The following is a 23,521-nucleotide window of genomic DNA, read 5'->3' on the forward strand; positions in this document are numbered from 1 at the left end:
TCGATTGGTGGACCGGGCAGTGAAGTACAGGCAAACGTCGACAATGACGCGACAACAGCCACGTTTAGTGTTGCGAAACACTTTGCGCGGGGTTCGCATGTGCTGCGCTGCACAAGGACGGGTCGGACGCGAAAGATTGCGGACGGAAATGGTAACGCTGAAAGTAATGGGGCAGCGCAATGAAAATTGAACGTAATTTCACCACTCAAGGGCAAGACGCCTACGCCGATCTGGATTTTGTGACAACCGTGTCCGAAATCCGCAACCCTGACGGCTCTATCGTCTTTCACCTCGACAACGTCGAAGTCCCCAAATCCTGGAGCCAGGTCGCCTCGGATGTGATCGCCCAGAAATATTTCCGCAAAGCAGGCGTGCCGACCGCCACCAAACGCGTCAAAGAAAAGGGTGTGCCAGAGTTTCTGTGGCGCTCCGTGCCTGCCGAAGGCGCTGAAATGGGCGGCGAGACGTCCTCCAAGCAGGTATTCGACCGTCTGGCAGGCGCATGGGCCTATTGGGGCTGGAAGGGCGGCTATTTCTCCTCCGAGGAAGACGCACGCGCCTATTACGACGAAATGCGCCACATGCTCGCCTCTCAACGTGCCGCCCCCAACTCTCCGCAGTGGTTCAACACGGGCCTGCACTGGGCCTACGGTATCGATGGTCCTGCACAGGGCCACTACTATGTGGATTACAAATCCGGTCAGCTGACCCGCTCCACCTCCAGCTACGAGCATCCGCAGCCCCATGCGTGCTTTATCCAGTCTGTTGGTGATGATCTGGTGGGCGACGGCGGCATCATGGACCTGTGGGTCCGCGAAGCGCGTCTGTTCAAATACGGCTCGGGCACGGGCACCAACTTCAGCTCTCTGCGCGGCGCGGGTGAGAAGCTGTCGGGTGGCGGCAAGTCCTCGGGCCTCATGGGGTTCCTGAAAATCGGTGATCGCGCAGCGGGTGCGATCAAATCAGGCGGCACCACGCGCCGCGCGGCCAAGATGGTTATCGTCGACGCCGACCACCCTGATATTGTTGATTTCATCAACTGGAAGGTTCTCGAAGAGCAAAAGGTTGCCTCCATCGTTGCAGGCTCCAAAATGCACGAGCAAAAGCTGAACCTGATCTTCAAAGCCATCGCAGCATGGGACGGTCTGGAGGCAGACGCCTATGACCCTGCCAAGAACGAACAGCTGAAAGACGCGATCCGTTCGGCGAAAAAGGTCATGATCCCCGAGACATACGTCAAGCGCGTGCTGGACTATGCAAAGCAGGGCCATACCTCGATCGAATTCCCGACATACGACACCGATTGGGATTCCGAGGCGTATAACTCTGTCTCCGGCCAGAACTCCAACAACTCGATCCGCGTCACAAACGGCTTCCTGACTGCGGTTGAGAAAGACGCCGATTGGGAACTGATCGACCGTACAACGGGCAAAGTCTCCAAGACGATCCGCGCCCGTGATCTGTGGGATCAGGTCGGCCACGCCGCATGGGCCTGTGCCGATCCGGGCATCCAGTACCACGACACGGTAAACGACTGGCACACATGCCCCGAAGACGGCGCCATCCGCGGCTCGAACCCGTGTTCCGAATACATGTTCCTTGACGACACGGCCTGTAACTTGGCCTCCCTGAACCTGCTGACCTTCCTGAAGGACGGCGAATTTCAGGTCGAAGACTACATGCACGCCTCGCGTCTGTGGACCGTTACGCTGGAAATCTCGGTGATGATGGCGCAGTTCCCGTCCAAGGAAATCGCGCAGCGGTCATATGACTTCCGCACGCTGGGCCTTGGGTATGCGAACATCGGCGGCTTGCTGATGAACATGGGCTATTCCTATGACAGCGACGAAGGTCGTGCCCTGTGTGGTGCGCTGACCGCGATCATGACGGGTGTGTCTTACGCCACCTCCGCCGAAATCGCGGGTGAGTTGGGCGCATTCCCCGGCTATCAGAAAAACGCCAAGCACATGCTGCGCGTGATCCGCAACCACCGCAAGGCGGCCTACGGCGAGGTGGACGGCTATGAGGACCTCAGCGTCAAGCCACTGCCGCTGGATCACGCCAACTGCCCTCAGGCGGGTCTGGTCGATGTCGCAAAATCCACATGGGACGAGGCGCTGGCACTGGGTGAGGCCAACGGCTACCGCAATGCGCAGGTTTCGGTGATTGCGCCGACAGGCACCATCGGTCTGGTCATGGATTGCGACACCACGGGGATCGAGCCTGACTTTGCGCTGGTGAAATTCAAAAAGCTCGCGGGCGGTGGTTACTTCAAGATCATCAACCAATCCGTTCCTGCCGCACTGGAAAAGCTGGGCTATGGCTCCGCGCAGATCGAGGAAATCGTGGGCTACGCTGTTGGCCACGGCACCATCGGCAACGCGCCGGGCATCAACCACACCACGCTGATCGGCCACGGCTTTGGTGCGAACGAGCTGGCCAAAGTGGACGCCGCACTCGAAGCGGCATTCGACATCCGCTTTGTCTTCAACCAGTGGACGCTGGGCGAAGAGTTCTGCACGCAAGTGCTGGGCATCCCCACCGAGAAACTGAACGATCCCACGTTTGACCTGCTGAAATCCCTTGGGTTCTCCAAGAAAGACATCGACGCGGCCAACGACCATGTTTGCGGGACCATGACGCTGGAAGGTGCGCCGCACCTCAAAGAAGAGCACTATGGCATCTTCGATTGCGCCAACCCTTGCGGCAAGAAAGGCAAGCGTTATCTGTCGGTTAACAGCCACATCTACATGATGGCCGCGGCGCAGTCGTTCATCTCGGGCGCGATCTCGAAGACGATCAACATGCCCAATGACGCGACAATCGAGGATTGCCAGAAGGCATACGAGCTGAGCTGGTCCTTGGGTGTCAAAGCCAATGCTTTGTACCGTGATGGCTCGAAACTGTCGCAGCCTTTGGCCGCAGCTTTGGTCGAGGATGATGACGACGCGGCAGAAGTGCTGGAAAGCGGATCGCAGCACGAGAAAGCGACTGTGCTTGCCGAGAAGATCGTCGAGAAGGTCATCGTCAAAGAGCTGATCAAATCGCACCGCGAGAAGATGCCACAACGCCGCAAGGGCTATACCCAGAAGGCGAATGTCGGCGGGCACAAAGTGTACCTGCGCACGGGCGAGTATGAAGACGGCAAGCTGGGCGAGCTGTTCATCGACATGCACAAAGAAGGCGCAGGCTTCCGCGCCATGATGAACAACTTTGCCATCGCGGTCTCGGTCGGTCTGCAATATGGCGTGCCGCTCGAAGAGTTCGTCGATGCCTTTACCTTCACCAAGTTCGAGCCTGCGGGCATGGTGCAGGGCAACGACAGCATCAAATCCGCGACCTCGATCCTTGACTATATCTTCCGCGAGCTGGCGGTGAGCTACCTTGACCGCACCGATCTGGCGCATGTGCAGCCCGAAGGGGCCACATTCGATACGCTGGGCCGTGGTGAGGAAGAGGGCGTGGCCAATATCTCGGAAATCTCCGAAAGTGCCGCAAGCAAATCGCTCGAAGTGCTTAAGCAGATCACATCGCCTGGCTATCTGCGCAACCGCGTGCCGCAGAACCTGACGGTGCTGCAGGGCGGGCAATCGGCGGCGCTGGGGACAGCAATGCCAAGCGGCGATGTCGCAGTGGCGACCGCTGTGACCAGCTCCACCACGGCAGTCAGCTCTGGCGCGGTATCGATGGACAACCGCACAAAGGCAAAGATGCAAGGCTATGAGGGCGAAGCCTGTGGCGAATGTGGCAACTACACGCTGGTGCGCAATGGCACCTGCATGAAGTGCAACACTTGCGGCGGCACATCGGGCTGCAGCTAAGCAGCGCCGAACCCTGACCCCACGCGCACAGGTCCCACCACACCGGACAAAGGTTTTTCGGTCTGGTGGGGGCGGTGAGGGGAGAAGGATAGATTTGATCAGCCCGAAGGGAAGGGCGGACCGGCCGTAGAGAACAACCAGACAAGGGGCAGGTGCGCTTGCCCCCTGACGCTGACCAAGCCGCAGGCATAAAATTAAACGAGCGGTAAACTAATGAGCCTGGTTATGCGAACCTCGGGGTGCCTTTGCGGCACCCCTTTTTCTTTGGCAGAACTACAACCCGTCGGTTTTGGTATGCCGCTCTGTGGGTCAAGAACGCAGTAAGTCTTTTTGCGGACGAGCCAGCGGCTTCTTTTGCCCTCGCGCGCGCCCTTCGGGATCGGGATTGTCAGGCCAGTGTGCGAGTGTCGACCGCCATTTTGGCGAGTCCACCCGCGAAGAATTCCGTGATTCTACAATCCTCACAGCCTTCGAAACGGGTTTCGCTATGCGGAACAGGGCAGCGATAGATTGGGACTTTCGGGTTCAATAGGCGGCTCAAAAGCCCATCACACCCTAAAATCCGACTGTTTTAGTAGGGATTCTATCTTTACTTACTAAAATAGTCAGGTTAATCGGTAGGCCTATCATAATAGCCAGCCGTTCGAAGCGCGGTCAGCAAAAAACACTTCTCTACGAGGGACTTATGCGCCGAACCAACAACACACAAATCTGCAAAAGCAGAACTCACCGAAATGCAACGCTGGTGGCAGGGGGCTTTGGGGCCTCTTTGGCTATGGCCTGTATGGCCACCCCGGGTGCCGCACAGGACAGTGACCCGATCCTGCTGCCGACAGTCGAGGTCGAGACGACCGAAGAGCCAAAACCCCAGCCCGTAGCCAAGCCTGCGCGCCGCGCATCCAAGCCTGCGCCGCGCCGCGCAGCCAAGGTGCGTGTGGCAAAACCTGCGGTTTGCACGCCCGCATTGGCCGGCACGCCCGTTTGTGCCGCCGAAGAGGCCGCAGAGCGCGAAGCGCAAGAGCTGGCCGAAGCGCAGGCTCTTGCGGCTGCTAAAGCGGCGGCGGGTGGCAGCTCTTACGTCAGTGAGGACGCCCCGTTCAAAGCCAACACGCTTGCCAACAGCCGGATGCCCGGCCCGCTGAAAGACAACCCGCGCACGGTTACGGCGATCACTCAGGAGGTTCTGGAAACCACTGGCACAACCAGCGTGCGGCAGTTGGCGCGTTCGACTCCGGGGATTTCGCTTGGCTTCGGCGAGGGCGGGAACTCCTTTGGGGACAACATCTATATCCGCGGGTTCAAGGCCAACAACGACACCTATACCGATGGCATCCGTAGCCCCGGCACCGGCGTTGCAGAGACGTTCAACACCGAACAGATCGAAGTGACCAAAGGCCCCGCAGGTACAGTTGGCGGACGCGGCACAACCGGCGGCGCGGTCGATGTAATCTCGAAAAGCCCGCAGGACATCGATTTTACCAAAGCAATAACAACGGTGACTGACGCGGGAACCGTGCGTCAGACCATCGACACCAACAAGGTCATCAACGACCGCGTGCAGCTGCGCTTTAACGGCATGTTGCAAGACGGCGAAGTGGCCGGACGCGATGTGGTGACAGATAACCGCAAAGGTGCGGCGCTGGCGCTGAAATTCGCGGCAACCGATGCGCTGACCCTGGAGGGCAACCTGAGCTATACCAAGATCGAGCAGACGCCCGACTGGGGTGTGCCATACATCAACAACGAAGAGTTGGGTCTGGTTGGTCCGGTTACAGAGTTCGGCGTTGACCGCGATACCTTCTACGGGGTGCCCGGGCGCGATTTCCAGACTGTCGAGGAGAACGTGGCCACGGCCAAGGCAACCTATACGTTTGACAACGGCATGACGCTTACCAACACTTTCCGTGCGGCGCGCTCGACCAATGACTATGTTTTGACAGCGCCAAGCAGCCTGACCGACAACGGTTCGGCCAACCCGCTGGATTGGGACGTTGGCCTCAGCTTCAAGAGCTGGAACCAGCAGACCGATGTGCTTGCCAATGTGTTGGAACTCAGCGGGGCGGCCCAATTTGCCGGAGCATCGCATTCCTATGTCTTTGGCCTTGCCACCTCGCGTGAGCAGATCGAAAAGCTGAGCTACTCGAACCTGTCCAGCGAAGATTATGAGCCACCGGCCGGTCAGCGTGGATGCACCGTCAGTGCCGTTAATCCCAACCCCGTCGGTGAAGGGTGCTGGAGCGGTGAACAGCCCGTTCTGGGGACGAACCTGACCGAAACCACGGTCAAGACGACCTCTCTGTATGCGCTTGATACGGTAACGCTGTCGAACCGTCTGAAGGTCAATGGCGGATTGCGGGTCGACATGTATGACATTTCCCGCAGCGGCGGCTCGGGCGATGACGCCTATACCTTGTCGCGTGATGACGTCATGCTGAACTGGAACTTGGGCGCGACCTATGCCTTTAATGACCGGCTGAACCTTTATGCGGCGGCGGCGACGTCGGCCAACCCTGCGGGGCAGGAGCTTGAGGCGGGCGGTGGTTTTTACGGCGGGCTTGATGATGGTGGCTCTGGACTTGCGCCCGAAAAGAACACCTCGTTGGAGATCGGTGCAAAATACAGCTTTACGCCGAACCTTCTGTTCACTGCGGCGCTCTACCAGACCACCAAGGATCAGGCGCGTGAAGACATCGGACCGCGCGGTGCAACCGTCACCTCCGACACGCTCAAATACCGGATGCGAGGTCTTGAACTGGGTGTTGCAGGAAAGGTTACAGACCGGTTGAGCCTCTTTGGCGGCGCCAACTTCATGGACAGCAAGATCTTGCGCAGTGCCGACAGCGACAACATCGGGCTTTCGGTGGCGAACGTGGCGCACGAGCAGCTGAACCTTCTGGCGACCTATCAGGTGACCGACAGGCTGATGCTGGGCGGGCGTGTGAACTATCAAGGTGCGATTGATCTGGGCAGTGTGGCCGCAAATGGCCGCTCTATCCCTGACGCATGGACCTTTGATGTGCTTGGCGAATACGAGGTCGCCGACAACACGCGGCTCAAGATGGGCATCACCAATGTGTTCGACGAAACGGTGTATGACGCGGCCTACCGCTCTGGCACGCCCTTTACCTATGTCGCGCCGGGCCGCGAGATTTCCGTCTCCTTGGAAATGAAGTTCTAAGCCTGAATTACCAACGCGGGCAGCCTTCGGGCTGCCCACAAACCCAAGAGGTACACAATGCTGATTACGATCCCTTCGATCCTGAGCAAAGACGACGTCAAACAGGTTCGTGCGCATCTGGATGCGGCTGCCTGGCAGGACGGATCAACCACCGCCGGCCCGCAATCGCGGGAGGTCAAACGCAATCAGCAACTGCCACCGGTTTCAGAAACGGCGCAGACCTTGGGCAAGTTTATTTTGCAAAAGCTCACCGCCGACCCGCTGTTCCTTTCTGCGGCTTTGCCTGCGCGCATTCTGCCGCCGATGTTCAACAAATACGAAGAGGCCGAGACATTTGGCGCACATATCGACAACGCCATTCGGGTGAACCCGCTGACGCAGGAACGGCTGCGCACGGATCTGTCGATGACCCTGTTTCTAAGCGAGCCGGAGGAATACCAGGGCGGTGAATTGGTGATCGAGGATCACTATGGCCGTCAGACCGTGAAACTGCCTGCGGGGGATATGGTTCTGTACCCATCCACCAGCCTGCATGAAGTCACCCCCGTCACCCAAGGGGCGCGTGTCTCTTCGTTTTTCTGGCTGCAAAGCATGATCCGCTCCGACGCAAACCGCCGTATCCTGTTCGATCTGGATCAATCGATCCAATCCCTAAGCAACAGCATCGGGGCCAATGATCCCGAAACGGTACGCCTCACGGGCATTTACCATAACCTTATCCGCACATGGGCCGAGACCTGAACGATGAAACTTTTCCCGATTTTTACTGCCGCCACCCTTTCTGTCATCGCGGCCCCCGCGCTTGCCTTTGATCTTGAGACGCTGACCACCTTGCTTGAGCAGGCCGAGCATGACGAGATGTCGCCCTTGGGCATGTTCATGGCGGCCGATTGGGTCGTCAAAGGCGTCATGCTGGCGCTGCTGTTCGCCTCGGTGCTGGTCTGGGTGATTTTTGGCGCACGGGCGCTGATCCTGCGGTGGGAGCGGCGGGCACTGCGCCGCCGCTACCGCACACTGGACCACGCAGGATCGCTGGCCGCGGTCAGCGACATCTTTGCCAAGCGCAACGGCGTGATGGGGCAGATGGTGCGTGCGGCCGAGCGTGAGCGCGCAGCCTCGGGCGAAGGGACCGCGATGAAGGCAGGCATCAAAGAGCGCGCCGGATCGGAAATCGCGCGGATTGAGGCAGGGGCCGCCAGACGGATGGGGCACGGTGCCGGCGTTCTGGCCATCGTCGGCTCAACAGCGCCCTTTGTCGGGTTGTTCGGCACTGTCTGGGGCATCATGAACAGCTTCATCTCGATCTCGGAGAGCAACACCACCAATCTGGCCATTGTCGCCCCGGGCATCGCCGAAGCGCTGCTGGCAACGGCCATCGGCCTTGTTGCGGCGATCCCTGCGGTGATCTTTTACAACATCCTTGCGCGGGGGCTGGGGGGCTACAAGGTCATGCTGGCAGACGCAGGCGCGCTGGTCGAACGGACCTTGTCGCGTGATCTGGACCTCGCCACCCCCAAAGTGGCAGAAAGCCGGCCTGCCTTTCGTTTGGGGGCCGTGTCGGCCCCAGCGGCGGAGTAAGCGGGATGGGAGCACGGCTGCGCGGTGACGACGACGGCGATTTCAGCGAAAACAGCGAGATCAACGTCACCCCCTTTATCGACGTCATGTTGGTGCTGCTGATCATCTTTATGATCGCCGCACCACTATCGACTGTCGACATCCCCGTAGAGCTGCCCGTGGCGGTCGCCGATGCGCCCGAACGGCCCGGTGATCCGGTGTTCGTCACCATCACCGAAGACCTGTCCCTTTCGGTTGGAGAAAATGCTACAACGGCAGACAGGCTTTATATCGACATCGGCATCGCCACTTTGCAAAACCGCGACACCCGTATCTACATCCGTGCGGACAAATCTGTGCCTTACGGTGAATTCATGCGGGTCATGAACATCCTGCGGGCCGACGGGTTCCTGAAGGTCGGGCTGGTCGGGCTGGATGAAAACGTCGAAGAGGCGGGCGCCGCCAGTGCGCCACAAACGGAGGCGTCTCAATGAGCCTGACCTATGTATCGCGCGGCGTCAGGCCTCTGTTCTGGTGCGCCGCCACCGTGCTGAGCGGCGCCTTGCATGCGGGTCTGCCTGTCTTGCTGCTGGATCAAGACGTGGCGGAAGAACAGGCCGAGCCGGAGGCCGAGGGCATCACCGGTGCCATGATGTTCGACCTGTCGGACATCATCGCGGCCCCGTCAGCGCTGCAAGAAGACAGTGTCGCGCAGGTCGAAGCGCAGGCAGCGCCCACCGTGACCGAAAGCCCCGAAGCGCTGGAGGCTGCAAAGGCCGCCGAGCAACCGATCCTGAGCCAAATTCCTTATGAGGTCGAGGACGAAAGCCTGAAGTTCGGCGTGGCCGCCCCCGAGCCTGAGGCCGAGACGGAAAAGGTCGCCGAGGAAGTCGCCACCGAGCAGGACCCAGAACAGATCGACGCGGAAAGCCAGGTCGGCGCAGAAGATCAGCAAGCCTCGGAGGAGTCCGTCGCAGGGGTTGAGGCGCAGACCGTGGCAGAGACAGCCAAGGCCGAAAGCGAGGGTCTGACCGCTGAACAGACCGAGGAAATTCGAGAATGGCAGAAAAGCATCGTCTTGCTGATCAGCGGTGCCAAGACCTATCCGGCCAAAGCGCGCAGCGCCAAGATCGAAGGCGAGGTGCAGGTGCGTTTTACGCTGGACCGCTATGGCGCATTGCTGTCGGCGGAGGTCGCGCAAAGCTCGGGCTCGGACGTTCTGGACAAGGCTGCGGTGCAGACTGTGGAGCAGCTGGAAAAAATGCCCACGCCGCCAAACTATCTGACGGGTACGGAATTCACCCTGATCATCCCGCTGCGCTACAGCTTCAGGTGAACCGCCTCGCGACGAATGTCCTCTATTGTAGCGCACCCGCTGAGCAGCATGGCGATTTCCAGTTCGTCCCGCAGCAGCCGCAGCACGTGGCTGACCCCCAGATCGCCCGCCACCGCCAAACCGCAGGCGATGGGACGCCCGACCAGAACGGCCTTTGCCCCAAGGGCCAGCGCCACCAGAATGTCGACCCCGCGCCGGATGCCCCCGTCCATCAGTACGGGGTAGTCGGGCCCGACCTTTTCGACGATTGCAGGCAGGGCACTTAGCGTTGCGGGCGCACGGTCCAGAACCCGGCCTCCGTGGTTCGACACGATAACCCCCGCCGCGCCGATCCGCTGCGCCTGCGCGGCATCTTCGGGATGCAGGATTCCTTTGAGCAAAAGCGGCGCGTGTAGCGTCTCAATCAGCCAGGCGACATCTGCCCATGTGGGCGAGGTTGCGGCGATGTGGTCGAAAATGATCGACTGTGCGTCTTCACGTGGGGCAAAGGCGGGCGTTGCGATCTGTGCAAGATTGACAGCGCTGACATCGGGCGGCAGTCGGAACCGCGCCTCGATCTCGCGGTCACGCACCCCTTGGACGGGCGCGTCAACGGTCAGGACCAACCTGCTGAACCCCGCATCCAATGCCATCTGTGCAAGGGCCTGCGTGCCCTCCCTCGAGCCCATCCAATGCAGTTGGAACCAGTCACTGCCAGGGCCGTTTGCGCGCACGCTGTCAATCGGTTCGCTGCTTTGCGCGCTCAGCACCATCTTGATCGACTGGGCCTCGCCCCCGCGGGCAGTTGCCCGTTCGCCTTCGCGGTGCAGCAAATGTTGATAGGCGAAAGGCGCAATCAGCAAAGGCGCGGCAAGCGTTTGATCCAGCAGCGACATCTGCGTAGACCCGCCACGCAGATCGCGCAGCACCCGCGGCATGACCTGCGCCTGCAAAAACGCTGCCTCATTGGCCGAGGCGGTCTGCTCATTACCGGCGCCTGCTAAAAAATATGCTTGGTTTTGCGGGCTCATGGTTGCGCGGGCGCGGGCGTAATAGCCGTTCAACGTGTGGGGCAATTGGTCGGGATCATGCATCGTGAAACTCAATGTTACTTCTTGCCGCGGAAAGCAGTCAGCGCCTGCACTTTCACAAGCAGTCCCTCCTTACCCCAACCACGCGGGGCGTAAAACCCGATGTCTGCCCGCGCAGCGGGTAGGGGGCGGTCGGCGAACCTGCGCCAATTGGGGCGGCGGCCGTTTCGCAGGCCCGTTCACCCTGCCAGATCAAAGCGGTCGAGCAGGTGAAACAGTCCCTGCGCATCTTCGCCCATCAACGACACCGTATCAACGGCGTAGGGGGCAGGCACAATGGGTAAAAGCGCCGCTGACAGATGCGCGATGATCGGGGGGGCGTGATCGGCGCTGACGCGGCCCGTCAGGGTGAGGTGAAAGTGGAAGTCTTCAAAAACAAAGGGATACCCCCATTCCAGCATCTGCGCATCCTGACGGGGGCTAAGCCGTGATTTGCGGCGGCGGGCGATGTCATCCTCGGTCAGGGGCGCGCGAAAACGGTCCAGCTCACGGACGGTATCGCTTGCGAAATCGCTCAGTCGGGGTTGCGGTGGGGCAGGCCGCAGCGCGACAAAACCGTTTTGATGCACGACCGACAGCGGGCCGATGGGCACGGGGGGCCGTGCCTTGGCAAACGCGGCGACGGCCGCACGCAAGTCAGCCTGTGTCGCACCATCCGCAAGGCGAAAGGGCGCTTTGAGCGTGCCGTGCAGCCCGTATTTGCGCGGTCTGGCTGTCAGGGCCGCAACGTCGAGGCCGGCGACCTCGCCATGCGGCACGGCCCTGCCGCCCGCACTGTCCCATCCCAGCCAAGTAGCGCCCCAATCTGCAAAGGCGCCGTGCGGTGTATGAAAGATTGCATATCGTTTGAACATCTGGCCTCATCGCCCCCGAACCCGAATTCCACGCTGCGAGGCGCTGCCGTGACTGAACAGATAATCTTTGCCAATGCCAAGCTGATTTTGGAGAACGAAGTCATCCACGGCGCGCTGTGCATGCGCGGCGGCGTGATAGAGGATATAAGCATCGGCAGGGCCGTCCCGCGTGGCGCACGGGATATGGAGGGGGATTACCTCGCACCGGGGTTGGTCGAAGTGCATACCGACAATCTGGAACGGCACCTTGAGCCGCGTGCCAAAGTGATCTGGCCCTACCGTGCTGCCATTCTGGCCCATGACCGCGAATTGGCAGGCACGGGCATTACCACCGTGTTCGATGCGATCCGCGTCGGATCCATCCTTAGCCATGCCAACGCGGGCTATGGTCAATATGCGCGTCGGATGGTCGATGAAATCCGCGCCATGCGTGATCTGGGGGTGCTGCGCATCACCCACCGTATTCACCTGCGTGCCGAGACATGCTCGGAAACGTTGATTGAGGAGTTTGCAGAGTTCGACGCAGGCGATGACATCGGGATTGTCTCGATGATGGATCACACGCCCGGGCAGCGGCAATTCACGGATATGGCCAAATTCGAGACCTATATTCGCGGCAAACGGAAGTTCACCGATGCGCAGTTCAGGGACTATGTGGATTTTCTTTATGGTTTGCAGGACAGGCTGGGCGTGCGACACGTCAAGGCGACAATAGAAGCGGCCCGTCGGTTAGGAGCTGTGCTGGCCAGCCACGATGATACCACGCCCGCGCAGGTCGCGGCGAGCCATGCAAACGGAGTCACTCTGGCCGAGTTCCCCACGACAGTCGCAGCCGCCGACGCCTGCCATGCCCACGGGATCGCCACCATCATGGGCGTGCCGAACCTTGTCCGAGGGGCATCGCATTCGGGCAATGTCGCGGCGGCAGAGCTGGCGCAGCGTGACCGTCTGGATATCCTGTCGTCCGATTATGTGCCTGCGGGGCTGTTGATGGCGGCGGTGCAGTTGGGCCGGATGTGGGGCGATGTGGCACGCGGCATGGCCACGGTAACGGCACACCCTGCGCAGGCCGTGGGGCTGACGGACCGTGGCCGATTGGCTGCGGGGCTGCGGGCCGATCTGATCCGCTTTGGCGTGCATGAAGGCACTGCGATCCTGCGCGAGACTTGGTGCGCGGGGCAGCGCGTCTAACCTTTGGTTAACTACAATGCGGCTACGCTGTCGCGATGTTCAGAACGCTGGGGCTTTTGCTGCCCATTCTTTTGCCGTCATGGCGATTTTTTCAAACCGTTGAGCCATCCCCGAGGGTGCAATGGGCGCTGGAGGGGGCGCAGCCTGCGCAGTGGCACGCGTTCCGTCCGCGTCCTGCGCATGTCTCTGCTGTGGCCATGCTGCGGCGTCTGTTCTGGAACCCTGCGTGGAACGACACGCTGTTTGTCGTAAGCTGTGCCGAGCGGTTGCATCTGGCCCCAACGGCGCAGGCGGAGGCGCAGATCGCACAGCGGGTCGCACGGGAGGTGGCGGTGCCTTCGGGCGCAGCCCTGCGGTTTCGGCTGGTGTTCGTGCAGCGCTTGGACGGCACGCTCATCGAGGACGTCGTCTTCGTCTCCGCACTCTTCGCTGCGGGGGGCGCGGATGATCGGGCTTGAGGACGCGATGCGGGCGACGGAGGTTTTGCTGGGGCTCGCGCTCTTGCAAGGCGCGGCCGAGCATATGGCCACAGGCGCACGGGCCTTGTTTGGACTACGTGCTGTGCTGGCTGTGGCTCTGATCTGGGGTGGGTCTGCGCCTGTGGTTCTGGGCGTGCTTTGCATCCACAGCCTGTTTGTGCTGCGCCACTTTGGCGGGCCTTATAATGGCGGCAGCGACAAGATGGGGCTTTTGGTGCTGTATTGTCTGACCGCCGCGCATTTGCTGCCTCAAGGGTTGGGGCAAGAACTTGCCCTTGGCTATCTGGCGGTTCAGGTTGTGCTGTCGTATTTCATCTCGGGTCAGGTCAAGATCGCAAATGCCGAATGGCGAGCAGGCCATGCGCTGCGCGACGTGTTTGATTTCTCGGCTTATCCGGTGAGCAAGCGTTTGCGCGGGCTTGCCGCCTTTCCGCGTCTTATGCGCGGGGCATCTTGGGCGGTGATCGGGTTTGAGCTGGCCTTCCCGCTGAGCTTGCTATGGACGCCGGCGCTGTTGGCGGCGCTGGTGCTGGCTGCGGGGTTTCATTTGGCCAATGCAGCGCTTTTTGGTCTGAACCGGTTTGTCTGGGCGTGGGCGGCGGCCTATCCTGCGTTGATCTGGTTTCAGGGGCGGGTGTTCTAGCACGCTACAACAATTCGGTCACAGGGGCGTATGCGTCCAGCCCGATCTGGTCGCGCAGCCGTGCCCGTGCACGGGCAAGGCGCGACATGACGGTGCCTTCGGGCAGGTGCAGCTGTTTGGCGATTGCTTTGGGGCTTTGCTCTCCCTCCAGCACCAGCGCCATGATTTGCGCCTGATCCGCGGGCAGACTGTGGATTGCGCGGTGTAGTGCATCAACGGCCAGACGCCCCTCTGCCACAGGTTGCGTGGTGGCGCTGTTTTCGTCGAGTTCGTCCGTGTCCTTGTGGGTGCGCCATTTGCGGCGGGCAATATTGTGCAGGATGATCATCGCGTAGTGGTGGGGTTCTGACACCGGGCTGCGGGCCATGCGTTGCAGCAGGCGCAGAAACGTTTCCTGCACCATATCTTCGGCATCAGTTGGTCCAGCCCCCAAGCGCCGTGCGCGGGTGCGCAGCTTTTTGGTCAGGGCATCAAGTGTGCGGGGCGTGTCGAATATCTGCATATCTACCTCTGGCTTGTTGCTTTGCCCGCACCATGACGCATTTCGCGTGCGCAACCAGAGCGGGAGTTTCCGCCGATCGCCGTGAGGGGGGCTTTTTCGGCGATCTTGCGCGCATCGGCTGCGCCCTGATCGGCGGGGGACCGCGTGGCGGGAAGGGGGCAGGGACGCGGAGCGGGAAATGCGGCTCTAGCAGTATGAGGGCGCCACACCGGCTCCCTGACGCCAACTCAATGAAGTGGAGACACCAAATGACACATATGAAAACATTTGCAGCCATTGCCGCAACCGCACTTTGCGTACCCGCCTTTGCCATGGGGCAATCGGCAGTCGATGCGGATGCGGACGGCGACGGGATGCTGAGCCTTGCTGAAGTGCAGGCGGTCTTTCCCGATATGACGGAGGATCAGTTCACCACGGTTGATCTGAACGGGGATGGCATGTTGGAAGACGCCGAGGTGAAGGCAGCGCAAGAAGCGGGCCTGATGCCCAGCGGTTAAGCCCTGACACGTATTTGTGCGCGACTGTGGCAGCAGGGCGTACAAAGGGTCACAGGCCCGGATGCCCCCCAGGGTCCGGGCCTGTGATGTGTTTGTAGGGCCGTCATTTGATTGTCGCCGATGCTACGCGCGTTTGTACGTGCGGGATTGAGTATTTTTGGCCAGAAAAAATGGGGGCGGTGTTTCGTGGTCAGGTTTTTAGGTGGATAGTAAATTTCTCGCGGATGGCCCGATCTGTGACGGGATCCAGTGCGGCGGCGGAGGGGGCGGCGAGGATCTGTTCTTTTCGGGTGGTGGCGCTGGCCAGCAGGTCGGGTTTGTCTTTTTCGACCCATTCTTTGGGCGACATGCGGTTGCCATAGGTGGGATAGCAGTGATCGCTTTGCATACGGCTGAGCGTTGCACTGGTGCCAAGGTAGTGACCCGGCCCGCCCAGACAGACCTCGGCGATCTGGTCGAGGGCGAGGGTTTCATCCGTGACCTCGATCCCGCGCACGCAGCGCAGGGCCTGTCCGATGACATCATCGCCCAGGATCAGGCTTTCGAGGCAGAAGCCCAGCAGCGAGGCATGCATCCCCGCGGCCTCGTAAATCATGTTGCAGCCTGACAGCCCCGCCATCACGTTAGAGCACATCGTCTCCCAACCCGCCTGCATATCGGGGAGCTTGCTGTCGGCGATGCCTGCGGCGGCCCCGCCCGGCAGGTCGTAGAAGGCGTGCATCTGCGCGCAGCCCGCAGTCAGAAGCGCCTGTTCACCAGAGCCGCCTGTCATCGCGCCTGTGCGCAGATCAAGGCCGAAGGGCCATGTGCCGAAGACCGCAGGGTGGCCGGGTTTGACCGCTTGGACATAGACAAGCCCCGCGAGGCACTCCGCCACGGCCTGCACGATGGCCCCCGCGACTGTCGAGGGGGCGGTGGCCCCCGCCATGCCCGCCGACAACAACAGGACGGGCATACCGTAGCGGATGCATTCCTCCATCACCTCGCAGCTTTCGGTGGCGAATTTCATGGGCGGCACGACAAAGCAGTTGGAGTTGGAAACGAAGGGGCGTTCGCGCCATTTGTCTTCTCCGCCTGCGATCATGTGCAGCATCTCGATTGCGGGGGCGACGATCGAGGCTTCGGAAAACGAGGTGCCGACGTGTTTCGTGGTGCCTGATACGCAGGCATAGACCGAGTTGACCTCCATTTCTTCGGTGTCTGGGATGTCGCGGGCCACCATGGGGCGCTGGCAGAAATGCACGTTGTCCAGCACATCCACGATTTTGGCTGCGTTATGCAGGTCGGCGATGGTGCTTTCGCGGTAGTTTTGCCCGTCAATATCCACCAGATGCACGGCCGCCCCTGCGGTGCCGTAATGCACGCGGTTGCCCGACAGGTCCAGATCGTGCGCCGCATCGCGGCTGTGCAGGATCAGGCTGCGGTTTGCTTTGGCCAGCGCGTCCTCGACCACCGAGGCGGGAAAGCGGATGCGGCCGTCATCGCCCTGAATGGCCCCTGCGCCTGTGAGGTAGGCAACCCCTGATGCGGGCGCGTCCGCGAGGCCGATGGTGGCCAGCGCCTCCAGCGCGGCGTGGTGGATTTTTAGAACTTCGGCCTCTGTCAGCGGCGCGTAACCCCCGCCTTCAAGGCCCGCACGCACGGGGCGCAGATTGTCGGGCAGGGCAGCAGAGCGGGCAGCACGGCGGGCCGCGCGGCCACCGGAGCGTGAGGAAGTTTGAGCATTCATGACAGTCGTCTTTCGGGTAAGGGTCAGGGGGAGGGGGGGCCTATCGTTGCTGCCCGTGGTGCCCCGCGCGCCGCACGCCCGCGCACCGCCCCGATCGTGCGGATCACAAGTATCGCGGTGCAAGCTGGTTGTTGCATAATGCGGCTCCCTTACCCCCTGAACTTTGGAAAGGTTGCAGCGACTGATCTGTCCCGTTTGCGACCTTGGCGCGATATTTGATTACTGGATTACGCAGCAGCGGTGCCCTTTCCGGCATCTCTCGTTTTTGTGATCGATGTAATTGTGCAACCCGCAGACAGCTGTGGAACCAATGCTGCACGGCAGCGTTACCTTCCCAACGGACGAATGATTGTCCGAGAAACAGAGTACTCTTTAAGGAGAAAACAATGAGTGGTTTTAACTTTGCACGCAGCGCAGCAGTCCTTTCCGCAACTTTAATGGCGGGCACCGCGATGGCTGGTAACCTGAACGAGGTTGCAGTCGAGCCGGCGCCTGTCGCCGTGCCGGTCTATACCGATACAGGCTTGGGCGGTGACTGGAACGGTTTTTATGGCGGTCTCAACCTCGGGTACGGCGACATTAACGGTTCAGGTGACGCCGACGGCGACGACACAACGTACGGTTTGCACGCAGGGTACGACTATGACTTTGGCCGTTACGTTGTGGGTGCGGAGCTTGAATACGACAAAGCGGACATCGACCTGAACGGTGCTGCTGACGTTGACAGCGTGACACGGCTGAAACTGCGCGGTGGTTATGACTTTGGCCGCACGTTGGTATACGCGACAGCCGGTGCTGCGCACTTGCAGACAAGCATTGGTGACGACACGGGGTCGTTCATCGGTGCGGGTGTAGCGTATCAGGTGAACGATAGCTTTACCGTAGGCGGCGAAGTGCTGGAGCACCGCTTTGACGATATTGGAGGCTCGGGCGTGGATGCGGATGCAACCACATTCAACCTGCGCGCATCGTACAACTTCTAAATCGCTTCTGATAGCTGACATATGCGCCCCGCTGAAACGCGGGGCGCATTATGCGTTCTAGGTAAGGCTTTTTGCGAAATCGCACAGGGTCTGCATCGCCGCAGCAAAACCTGCATCCTCGATCGTCATCGCCACGCGCAGATGCCCCGCCGCCGCAGCGCCGAAGCTCTCGCCCGGCATGGTGGCGATGTGGTGCTTCTCCAGCAGGGCGTGGGCAAAGGCATCCCCGCTCAGCCCCGTGGCCGAGATGTCGAGCATCATATACATCGCCCCGCCGTTCGGCACCGCGTTAACGGTGTTCTGGCGCGACAGAATATCGAGCGCGATGGTGCGGCGGCGGCGGAACGGCTCTGCGATCTCGGCCTCGAAGTCAGCACCCAGTTCCAGCGCAAACAGGGCTGCCTCCTGAATGTAGCCCGGGACGCCGTAGGTAGTATGCGTGGCAAGGTTGATGAGATGGGCGATGATCTGCGCGGGCCCCACAACCCATCCGATACGCGATCCCGTCATCGCATGGCTTTTCGACATAGAGCCCACAACCAGCGTGCGCTCTGCCATCCCTTCCAATGCGCGGGGCGAGATGTGATCGCCCTCCCAGACTTGGGTGTCGTACACCTCGTCCGAGATCAGCCATAGATCATGGTCGCGGCAAACCTGCGCGATGCCTTCCAGCGTGTCGCGGGTATAAACAACGCCAGTGGGATTGTTGGGAGAGTTGACCAGCAAGGATTTCGCCCCCGCCGCATGGGCCGCGATGTCTGCGGCGCGCGGCTGGAACGCATCGCCCGCCCGCGCCTTGATCGCGACAGGCGTGGCAGAGGCCCCGCGCAGGGTGCCGGGGTAGGTGGCATAGAAGGGATCAATATAAAGCGCCGTATCACCGGGGTCGATCACGGCCATATGGCTGGCAAACAGCGCAGATTGCCCGCCCGGTGTGATCATGATGTTATCGCGGGTGGTAGGCACGCCTGTCTGGCGCGAGACACGCGCAGCAATCGCATCGCGCAATTCTGGAATACCGGGGATAGAGGCATAGCCCGTATGCCCCGCCACCGCCGCACGGTGCATGTCTTGCAAGATGGGGGCGGCGGTGCGGATGTCATGCTCGCCTATGGTCAACTCCGTCACGGGGGTGCCTGCGGCGATCATATCCCGCGCACGGGCAAAGACTTCCCACCCGTCAGAGCCGCCGCCCAGAATGTTTTCGATCCGTGATGAAGCTTGCATGTTGTGTCTCCTGTGCCGTTGTCGCCCAAGGGCGCAGAGCAGGCGGTCCTTGTCAATCAGACTTGACCCAGAGGCCTGCGCTGGGCTACCCATGCTGCATGACAATGCTGACCGCCATTATGTGCTGTACGATTACCTGCTGAGACTTCTCTCGCGGGCCGTGATCACGTTGTTTTCTTCCATTTGAAACTGTGCCATGTCCCGCGCATTCCGCGCTGATAGGATATTTGCCATGACCACGTTGAAACTGCACAACACAAAGACCCGCAAACGCGAGGAATTTGTGCCGATCGATCCTAAGAACGTGCGGATGTATGTGTGCGGTCCCACCGTGTACGACCGCGCCCATCTGGGCAATGCGCGGCCCGTGATCGTTTTCGATGTGCTGTTCCGCTTGCTGCGGCATGTTTATGGCGCCGACAAAGTGACCTATGTGCGCAATTTCACGGATGTGGACGATAAGATCAACGCGACCGCTCTTGCGCGCAAGGAAGAGGGGGCAAAAGGCACGCTGGAAGAGCTGATTGCCCAGCGGACCGAAGAAACGATTGAATGGTATCACGCTGACATGGACGCCGTAGGCGCGCTGCGCCCCAATCACGCGCCGCGGGCCACCCAATTTATCGGCCAGATGCAGGATATGATCTCCGAGCTGATCGAGAAGGGTTTTGCCTATGCTGTACCCGCCACCGTGGGCCACAACTCAAAAGCGCATTATGTCTATACCGATAGCACAAAGATGCCCGAACACGCGTTCCTCTCAGTCGATGATATGCAGGAGCATAAAGATCAGGTCGGGTATGGAGACCTGTCGGGCCGTTCTGTCGAGGATATGATCGCAGGCTCGCGTGCCGAAGTTGGTGAAGGCAAACGCAACCCGATGGATTCCGTTCTGTGGAAACCCTCCACGATCGAGCAGCCGGGGTGGGAAAGCCCATGGGGGTTCGGGCGTCCGGGGTGGCATATCGAATGCTCCGCTATGGCACGTCAGTTGCTGGGCAAATCTTTTGACATTCATGGCGGTGGGTTGGACCTTCTGTTCCCGCACCATGAGAACGAGCTGGCGCAATGCAAAGCCTGCGACGGGGCCGAGGCGTCTGCCAACTACTGGCTGCACAACGAGATGTTGCAGGTAGAGGGCAAGAAGATGTCCAAGTCGCTGGGCAACTTCTTTACCGTGCGGGATCTGCTGGACCAAGGCGTGCCCGGAGAGGTGATCCGCTTTGTGATGCTATCGACGCATTACAGGAAGCCGATGGACTGGACAGAGAAGAAGCGGGAGGAGGCGGAGAAGACACTGCGGAAATGGTATTTATTGGTTGAGAACGTTCCAGAGGGTAAACTGAGTGATAGTTTTGTTGACGCTCTAGCTGACGATCTAAACACGCCTAAAGCTATTACTGAGCTTCACTATTCCGCACAAGGAATTGACTTTGAGCAAAAAGACATTGGGCAATTAAGGGCGGGTTTGAAATTTCTTTCGCTCTTACCTGAAGATCTGCATTCGTGGGGCAAAAAAACGCCGATGGATAGCAGGGCAGATGCCTTGGTGAAAAACCTAATGTCACAACGATGGGAATTTAGAGAAGCAAAGCTTTGGGCGGAGGCTGATAAGATTCGAGATGCTCTGAAGGATGCTGGGGTACAGATAAGTGAGAACAAAGATGGTAGTTATAAGTTTGAATTTTTGCCAGGTTTCGACCCAACCAAGCTCGAGGCTCTCAAATGATGCGCCTCAGAACACAGACCTGTCCCCGTCCGAGGGGGGGGCTTGTCCCCGCCCGTGGGGGCGGACGGGGACAGGTCGTGCAAAAGCCACGACCTAAGAAAGCAGCAGATGTAGAGGCCAGCCAATGACCAAAACCCGCCTCTCTCTCTATGACACAACCCTGCGCGACGGGCAGCAGACCCAAGGCGTGCAATTCTCGACCGAGGAAAAGTGCCAGATCGCAACCGCGCTGGACGCGCTGGGCGTGGATTATATCGAGGGCGGCTGGCCGGGGGCCAACCCCACCGACAGCGCCTTTTTCGATGAGGCGCCCAAGACCACCGCCCGCATGACCGCCTTCGGCATGACCAAACGCGCAGGCAAATCCGCCCAGAATGACGAGGTGCTGGCCGCCGTCCTGAACGCGGGCACTGACAGCGTTTGTCTGGTCGGCAAAACGCATGAGTTCCACGTCCACACCGCGCTGGGCATCACGCTAGAGGAAAACACCGCTAACATCGCGCAATCCATCGCACATCTGGTGGCCCAAGGGCGCGAGGCGTTGTTTGACGCAGAGCATTTCTTTGACGGCTACAAAGCCAACTCCGAGTATGCCTTGGAGGCGATCCGCGCCGCCTATGACAATGGTGCGCGCTGGGTTGTGCTGTGCGACACCAACGGCGGCACGCTGCCTGCGGAAATCGCGCAGATCACCCGCGAAGTCATCGCCGCTGGTATCGAGGGCGAGCGTCTTGGCATCCACACCCATGACGATACCGAAAACGCCGTGGCCTGCACGCTGGCTGCCGTGGACGCAGGCGCGCGGCAGATCCAAGGCACGCTCAACGGGTTGGGTGAGCGCTGCGGCAATGCCAATCTCACCGCACTCATCCCGATCCTGAAGCTCAAAGAACCCTATGCCAGCACCTATGACACGGGGGTGAGCGATGCGGCGCTGGGCACGCTTACGCGGACCTCGCGGATGCTGGACGAAATCCTCAACCGTGTGCCGCATAAACAGGCGGGGTTTGTCGGCTCGTCCGCCTTTGCGCATAAGGCGGGGCTGCACGCCAGCGCGATCCTCAAAGACCCCAGCACGTATGAGCATATCGACCCCGCCGTGGTCGGTAACGCCCGCATCATCCCCATGTCGAACCAAGCAGGGCAATCCAACCTGCGCCGCCGTCTGGCTGACGCGGGGCTAGAGGTTGCCAAAGACGATCCCGCGCTGGCGCTGATCCTTGACGAGGTGAAGGCCCGCGAGGCCGAGGGCTATAGCTTTGATACCGCGCAGGCGAGTTTCGAGTTGTTGGCCCGCAAGGTGCTGGGCCAGATGCCGACGCTGTTTGAGGTAAAACGCTACCGTGTCACCGTCGAGCGGCGCAAAAACAAATACGACCAGATGATCAGCCTGTCAGAGGCCGTTGTTGTGGTGAAAGTGGACGGCACCAAACACCTCTCCGTATCTGAGAGCATGGACGACACGGGCGGCGACCGCGGCCCCGTCAACGCGCTGAGCAAGGCACTGGTCAAGGATCTTGGCCAATACTCGGGCGCGCTGGAGGATTGGCGGTTGGTGGACTTCAAGGTCCGCATCACCCAAGGCGGCACCGAGGCCGTGACCCGCGTCATCATCGACAGCGAAGACGGGCAGGGGCGGCGTTGGTCCACGGTAGGCGTCTCGGCGAACATCGTTGACGCCTCATTCGAGGCGCTGTTGGATGCGATCAGGTGGAAACTCATTCGGGACAGGTCGTAGAAAATGGTTAGCAAGATCCTCAAGATCATTGCAGTCTCGATTGCGCTGACGCTGATCGTGGCTTTGGTGCTGGTCTACAAGCAAAGCCCCAAGGAAATGGCGGGCGAAGGCGGGCTTGATTTCACGCAGCAGCTGCAAAGCGGGCGTGATGAAGCAGCGCCGTTGCAAGGCGTGGCAATGCGTGACGGGTATGAGTTGAAGGTGCGGACCTACGGCGGTGCGGACAATGTGCCTTTGTTGGTCATTGTGCATGGCTCGGCGTGGCATGGATTGCAATTTGATAGCCTTGCCAGTGAATTAGCGGGCAAAGCTGATGTGATTGTGCCCGATCTGCGCGGCCACGGCACGGCACCGGGCCGGCGCGGAGATGTCGATTACATCGGCCAGCTAGAGGATGATCTGGCCGATCTGATCAACGCGGTGGCCAAGCCTGACCAGCCTGTGATCATGGCGGGCCACAGCTCGGGTGGTGGGCTGGTTGTCCGGTTCGCGGGCGGTGCGCATGGCGACATGCTGGATGGGGCGGTGCTGATGGCGCCGTTTTTGCACCACAACGCCCCCACGATGCGCGAAAACGCAGGTGGCTGGAACGCGGTTCTGCTGCGGCGGATCATCGGGCTTAGCATTCTGAACACATTCCAGATCAAGGCGCTGAACCACTTGCCGATTGTGCAGTTCAATATGCCGAAGGTCGTGCTGGACGGCCCATTGGGCGATACGGCGACCACCGCCTATTCATACCGTCTGAACACCTCCTTCGCGCCGCGGGGCAACTACCTTGACGACGTCGCGGCCCTGCCGCCTTTCGTCTTGGTCGCAGGCAGCGCGGACGAGGCGTTCGTCTCGTCGCAATACGCGCCCACGATGGGGGCGGTGACGGACAAGGGGCGCTATGACATGGTGCTGGGCGCGACCCATCTGGATGTGGTCAACGACCCGCGCACGCGGGGCATTATCGAAGGGTTCCTTGATGAGTTCTGAGTACAC

The 23,521-nt window shown here is 60.5% G+C and carries 19 protein-coding genes; 14 read left to right on the forward strand and 5 right to left on the reverse strand.

The genetic code is table 11. The features are described 5' to 3' along the window. Positions 1-179 precede the first annotated feature (179 nt). The 6 genes from ABMC88_RS11955 (at position 180) to ABMC88_RS11980 (ending at position 9,892) form a co-directional block, all read left to right on the forward strand. Positions 180-3,821 carry a vitamin B12-dependent ribonucleotide reductase gene (locus ABMC88_RS11955; protein WP_349577116.1) on the forward strand — a complete coding sequence of 1,214 codons (3,642 nt, stop codon included), beginning with the start codon at positions 180-182 and terminating at the stop codon, positions 3,819-3,821. Positions 3,822-4,605: 784 nt separating this feature from the next. Then, complete coding sequence (locus ABMC88_RS11960) at positions 4,606-6,999, forward strand: TonB-dependent receptor (protein WP_349577117.1); 2,394 nt, start codon at positions 4,606-4,608, stop codon at positions 6,997-6,999. 57 nt (positions 7,000-7,056) lie between these two features. Then, positions 7,057-7,740, forward strand: coding sequence for a Fe2+-dependent dioxygenase (locus ABMC88_RS11965; protein WP_349577118.1), 684 nt, complete (start codon positions 7,057-7,059; stop codon positions 7,738-7,740). A gap of 3 nt (positions 7,741-7,743) precedes the next feature. Further along, positions 7,744-8,577, forward strand: coding sequence for a tonB-system energizer ExbB (exbB, locus tag ABMC88_RS11970; RefSeq protein ID WP_349577119.1), 834 nt, complete (start codon positions 7,744-7,746; stop codon positions 8,575-8,577). A 5-nt stretch (positions 8,578-8,582) separates the two neighbouring features. After that, entirely contained in the window at positions 8,583-9,050 is a 468-nt protein-coding gene (exbD, locus tag ABMC88_RS11975) for a TonB system transport protein ExbD (RefSeq protein ID WP_349577120.1), read from the forward strand. Further along, positions 9,047-9,892, forward strand: a complete 846-nt coding sequence (locus tag ABMC88_RS11980; RefSeq protein ID WP_349577121.1) for an energy transducer TonB — start codon at positions 9,047-9,049, stop codon at positions 9,890-9,892. The genes exbD and ABMC88_RS11980 overlap by 4 nt, the downstream gene beginning before the upstream one ends. Here the strand turns inward: ABMC88_RS11980 and ABMC88_RS11985 are convergent. Both ABMC88_RS11985 and ABMC88_RS11990 read right to left on the reverse strand, forming a co-directional pair. Next, the gene (locus ABMC88_RS11985) at positions 9,877-10,965 is read right to left on the reverse strand and encodes an alpha-hydroxy acid oxidase (RefSeq protein ID WP_349577122.1); all 1,089 of its coding nucleotides are present in this window, start codon (positions 10,963-10,965) and stop codon (positions 9,877-9,879) included. The two genes, ABMC88_RS11980 and ABMC88_RS11985, sit on opposite strands and share 16 nt — an antisense overlap. Positions 10,966-11,141: 176 nt before the next feature. Beyond that, the gene (locus ABMC88_RS11990; RefSeq protein WP_349577123.1) at positions 11,142-11,816 is read right to left on the reverse strand and encodes a DUF1045 domain-containing protein; all 675 of its coding nucleotides are present in this window, start codon (positions 11,814-11,816) and stop codon (positions 11,142-11,144) included. Positions 11,817-11,864: 48 nt separating this feature from the next. Between ABMC88_RS11990 and ABMC88_RS11995 the strand changes: the two genes are divergently transcribed. Genes ABMC88_RS11995 through ABMC88_RS12005 form a run of 3 tightly spaced genes read left to right on the forward strand, consistent with a single transcriptional unit; the run spans position 11,865 to position 14,129 of the window. Beyond that, positions 11,865-13,007 carry an alpha-D-ribose 1-methylphosphonate 5-triphosphate diphosphatase gene (locus tag ABMC88_RS11995; RefSeq protein ID WP_349577124.1) on the forward strand — a complete coding sequence of 381 codons (1,143 nt, stop codon included), beginning with the start codon at positions 11,865-11,867 and terminating at the stop codon, positions 13,005-13,007. A 35-nt stretch (positions 13,008-13,042) separates the two neighbouring features. Continuing rightward, the gene (locus ABMC88_RS12000; RefSeq protein ID WP_349577125.1) at positions 13,043-13,465 is read left to right on the forward strand and encodes a hypothetical protein; all 423 of its coding nucleotides are present in this window, start codon (positions 13,043-13,045) and stop codon (positions 13,463-13,465) included. Further along, positions 13,452-14,129 carry an HTTM domain-containing protein gene (locus tag ABMC88_RS12005; protein ID WP_349577126.1) on the forward strand — a complete coding sequence of 226 codons (678 nt, stop codon included), beginning with the start codon at positions 13,452-13,454 and terminating at the stop codon, positions 14,127-14,129. Before ABMC88_RS12000 ends, ABMC88_RS12005 begins: the two co-directional genes overlap by 14 nt. 4 nt (positions 14,130-14,133) lie before the next feature. Here ABMC88_RS12005 and ABMC88_RS12010 read toward each other — a convergent pair whose 3' ends face one another. Further along, entirely contained in the window at positions 14,134-14,631 is a 498-nt protein-coding gene (locus ABMC88_RS12010) for an RNA polymerase sigma factor (RefSeq protein WP_349577127.1), read from the reverse strand. Between the two features lie 248 nt (positions 14,632-14,879). On the opposite strand from ABMC88_RS12010, the gene ABMC88_RS12015 reads away from it, so the two are divergent. Next, positions 14,880-15,128, forward strand: a complete 249-nt coding sequence (locus tag ABMC88_RS12015) for an EF-hand domain-containing protein (protein WP_349577128.1) — start codon at positions 14,880-14,882, stop codon at positions 15,126-15,128. Between the two features lie 190 nt (positions 15,129-15,318). On the opposite strand, the gene ABMC88_RS12020 is transcribed toward ABMC88_RS12015, so the two are convergent. Continuing rightward, positions 15,319-16,857 carry a trimethylamine methyltransferase family protein gene (locus tag ABMC88_RS12020; RefSeq protein ID WP_349577129.1) on the reverse strand — a complete coding sequence of 513 codons (1,539 nt, stop codon included), beginning with the start codon at positions 16,855-16,857 and terminating at the stop codon, positions 15,319-15,321. Between the two features lie 386 nt (positions 16,858-17,243). Between ABMC88_RS12020 and ABMC88_RS12025 the strand changes: the two genes are divergently transcribed. Then, positions 17,244-17,840, forward strand: coding sequence for an outer membrane protein (locus ABMC88_RS12025; RefSeq protein WP_349577130.1), 597 nt, complete (start codon positions 17,244-17,246; stop codon positions 17,838-17,840). 57 nt (positions 17,841-17,897) lie between these two features. Here ABMC88_RS12025 and ABMC88_RS12030 read toward each other — a convergent pair whose 3' ends face one another. Continuing rightward, the gene (locus ABMC88_RS12030; RefSeq protein ID WP_349577131.1) at positions 17,898-19,067 is read right to left on the reverse strand and encodes a pyridoxal phosphate-dependent aminotransferase; all 1,170 of its coding nucleotides are present in this window, start codon (positions 19,065-19,067) and stop codon (positions 17,898-17,900) included. Positions 19,068-19,299: 232 nt separating this feature from the next. On the opposite strand from ABMC88_RS12030, the gene cysS reads away from it, so the two are divergent. From cysS to ABMC88_RS12045, 3 genes are all read left to right on the forward strand, one after another. Continuing rightward, positions 19,300-20,796 carry a cysteine--tRNA ligase gene (cysS, locus tag ABMC88_RS12035; protein WP_349577132.1) on the forward strand — a complete coding sequence of 499 codons (1,497 nt, stop codon included), beginning with the start codon at positions 19,300-19,302 and terminating at the stop codon, positions 20,794-20,796. 124 nt (positions 20,797-20,920) lie between these two features. After that, on the forward strand, positions 20,921-22,534 hold the full coding sequence (gene cimA, locus ABMC88_RS12040) for a citramalate synthase (RefSeq protein ID WP_349577133.1): 1,614 nt from the start codon (positions 20,921-20,923) through the stop codon (positions 22,532-22,534). Between the two features lie 3 nt (positions 22,535-22,537). Further along, positions 22,538-23,515 (forward strand): alpha/beta hydrolase, encoded by a 978-nt coding sequence (locus ABMC88_RS12045; protein ID WP_349577134.1) that lies wholly within the window; start codon positions 22,538-22,540, stop codon positions 23,513-23,515. Positions 23,516-23,521 lie beyond the last annotated feature (6 nt).

Origin of the sequence: Sulfitobacter aquimarinus (assembly GCF_040149565.1) — a bacterium.
GTDB lineage: Bacteria > Pseudomonadota > Alphaproteobacteria > Rhodobacterales > Rhodobacteraceae > Sulfitobacter > Sulfitobacter aquimarinus.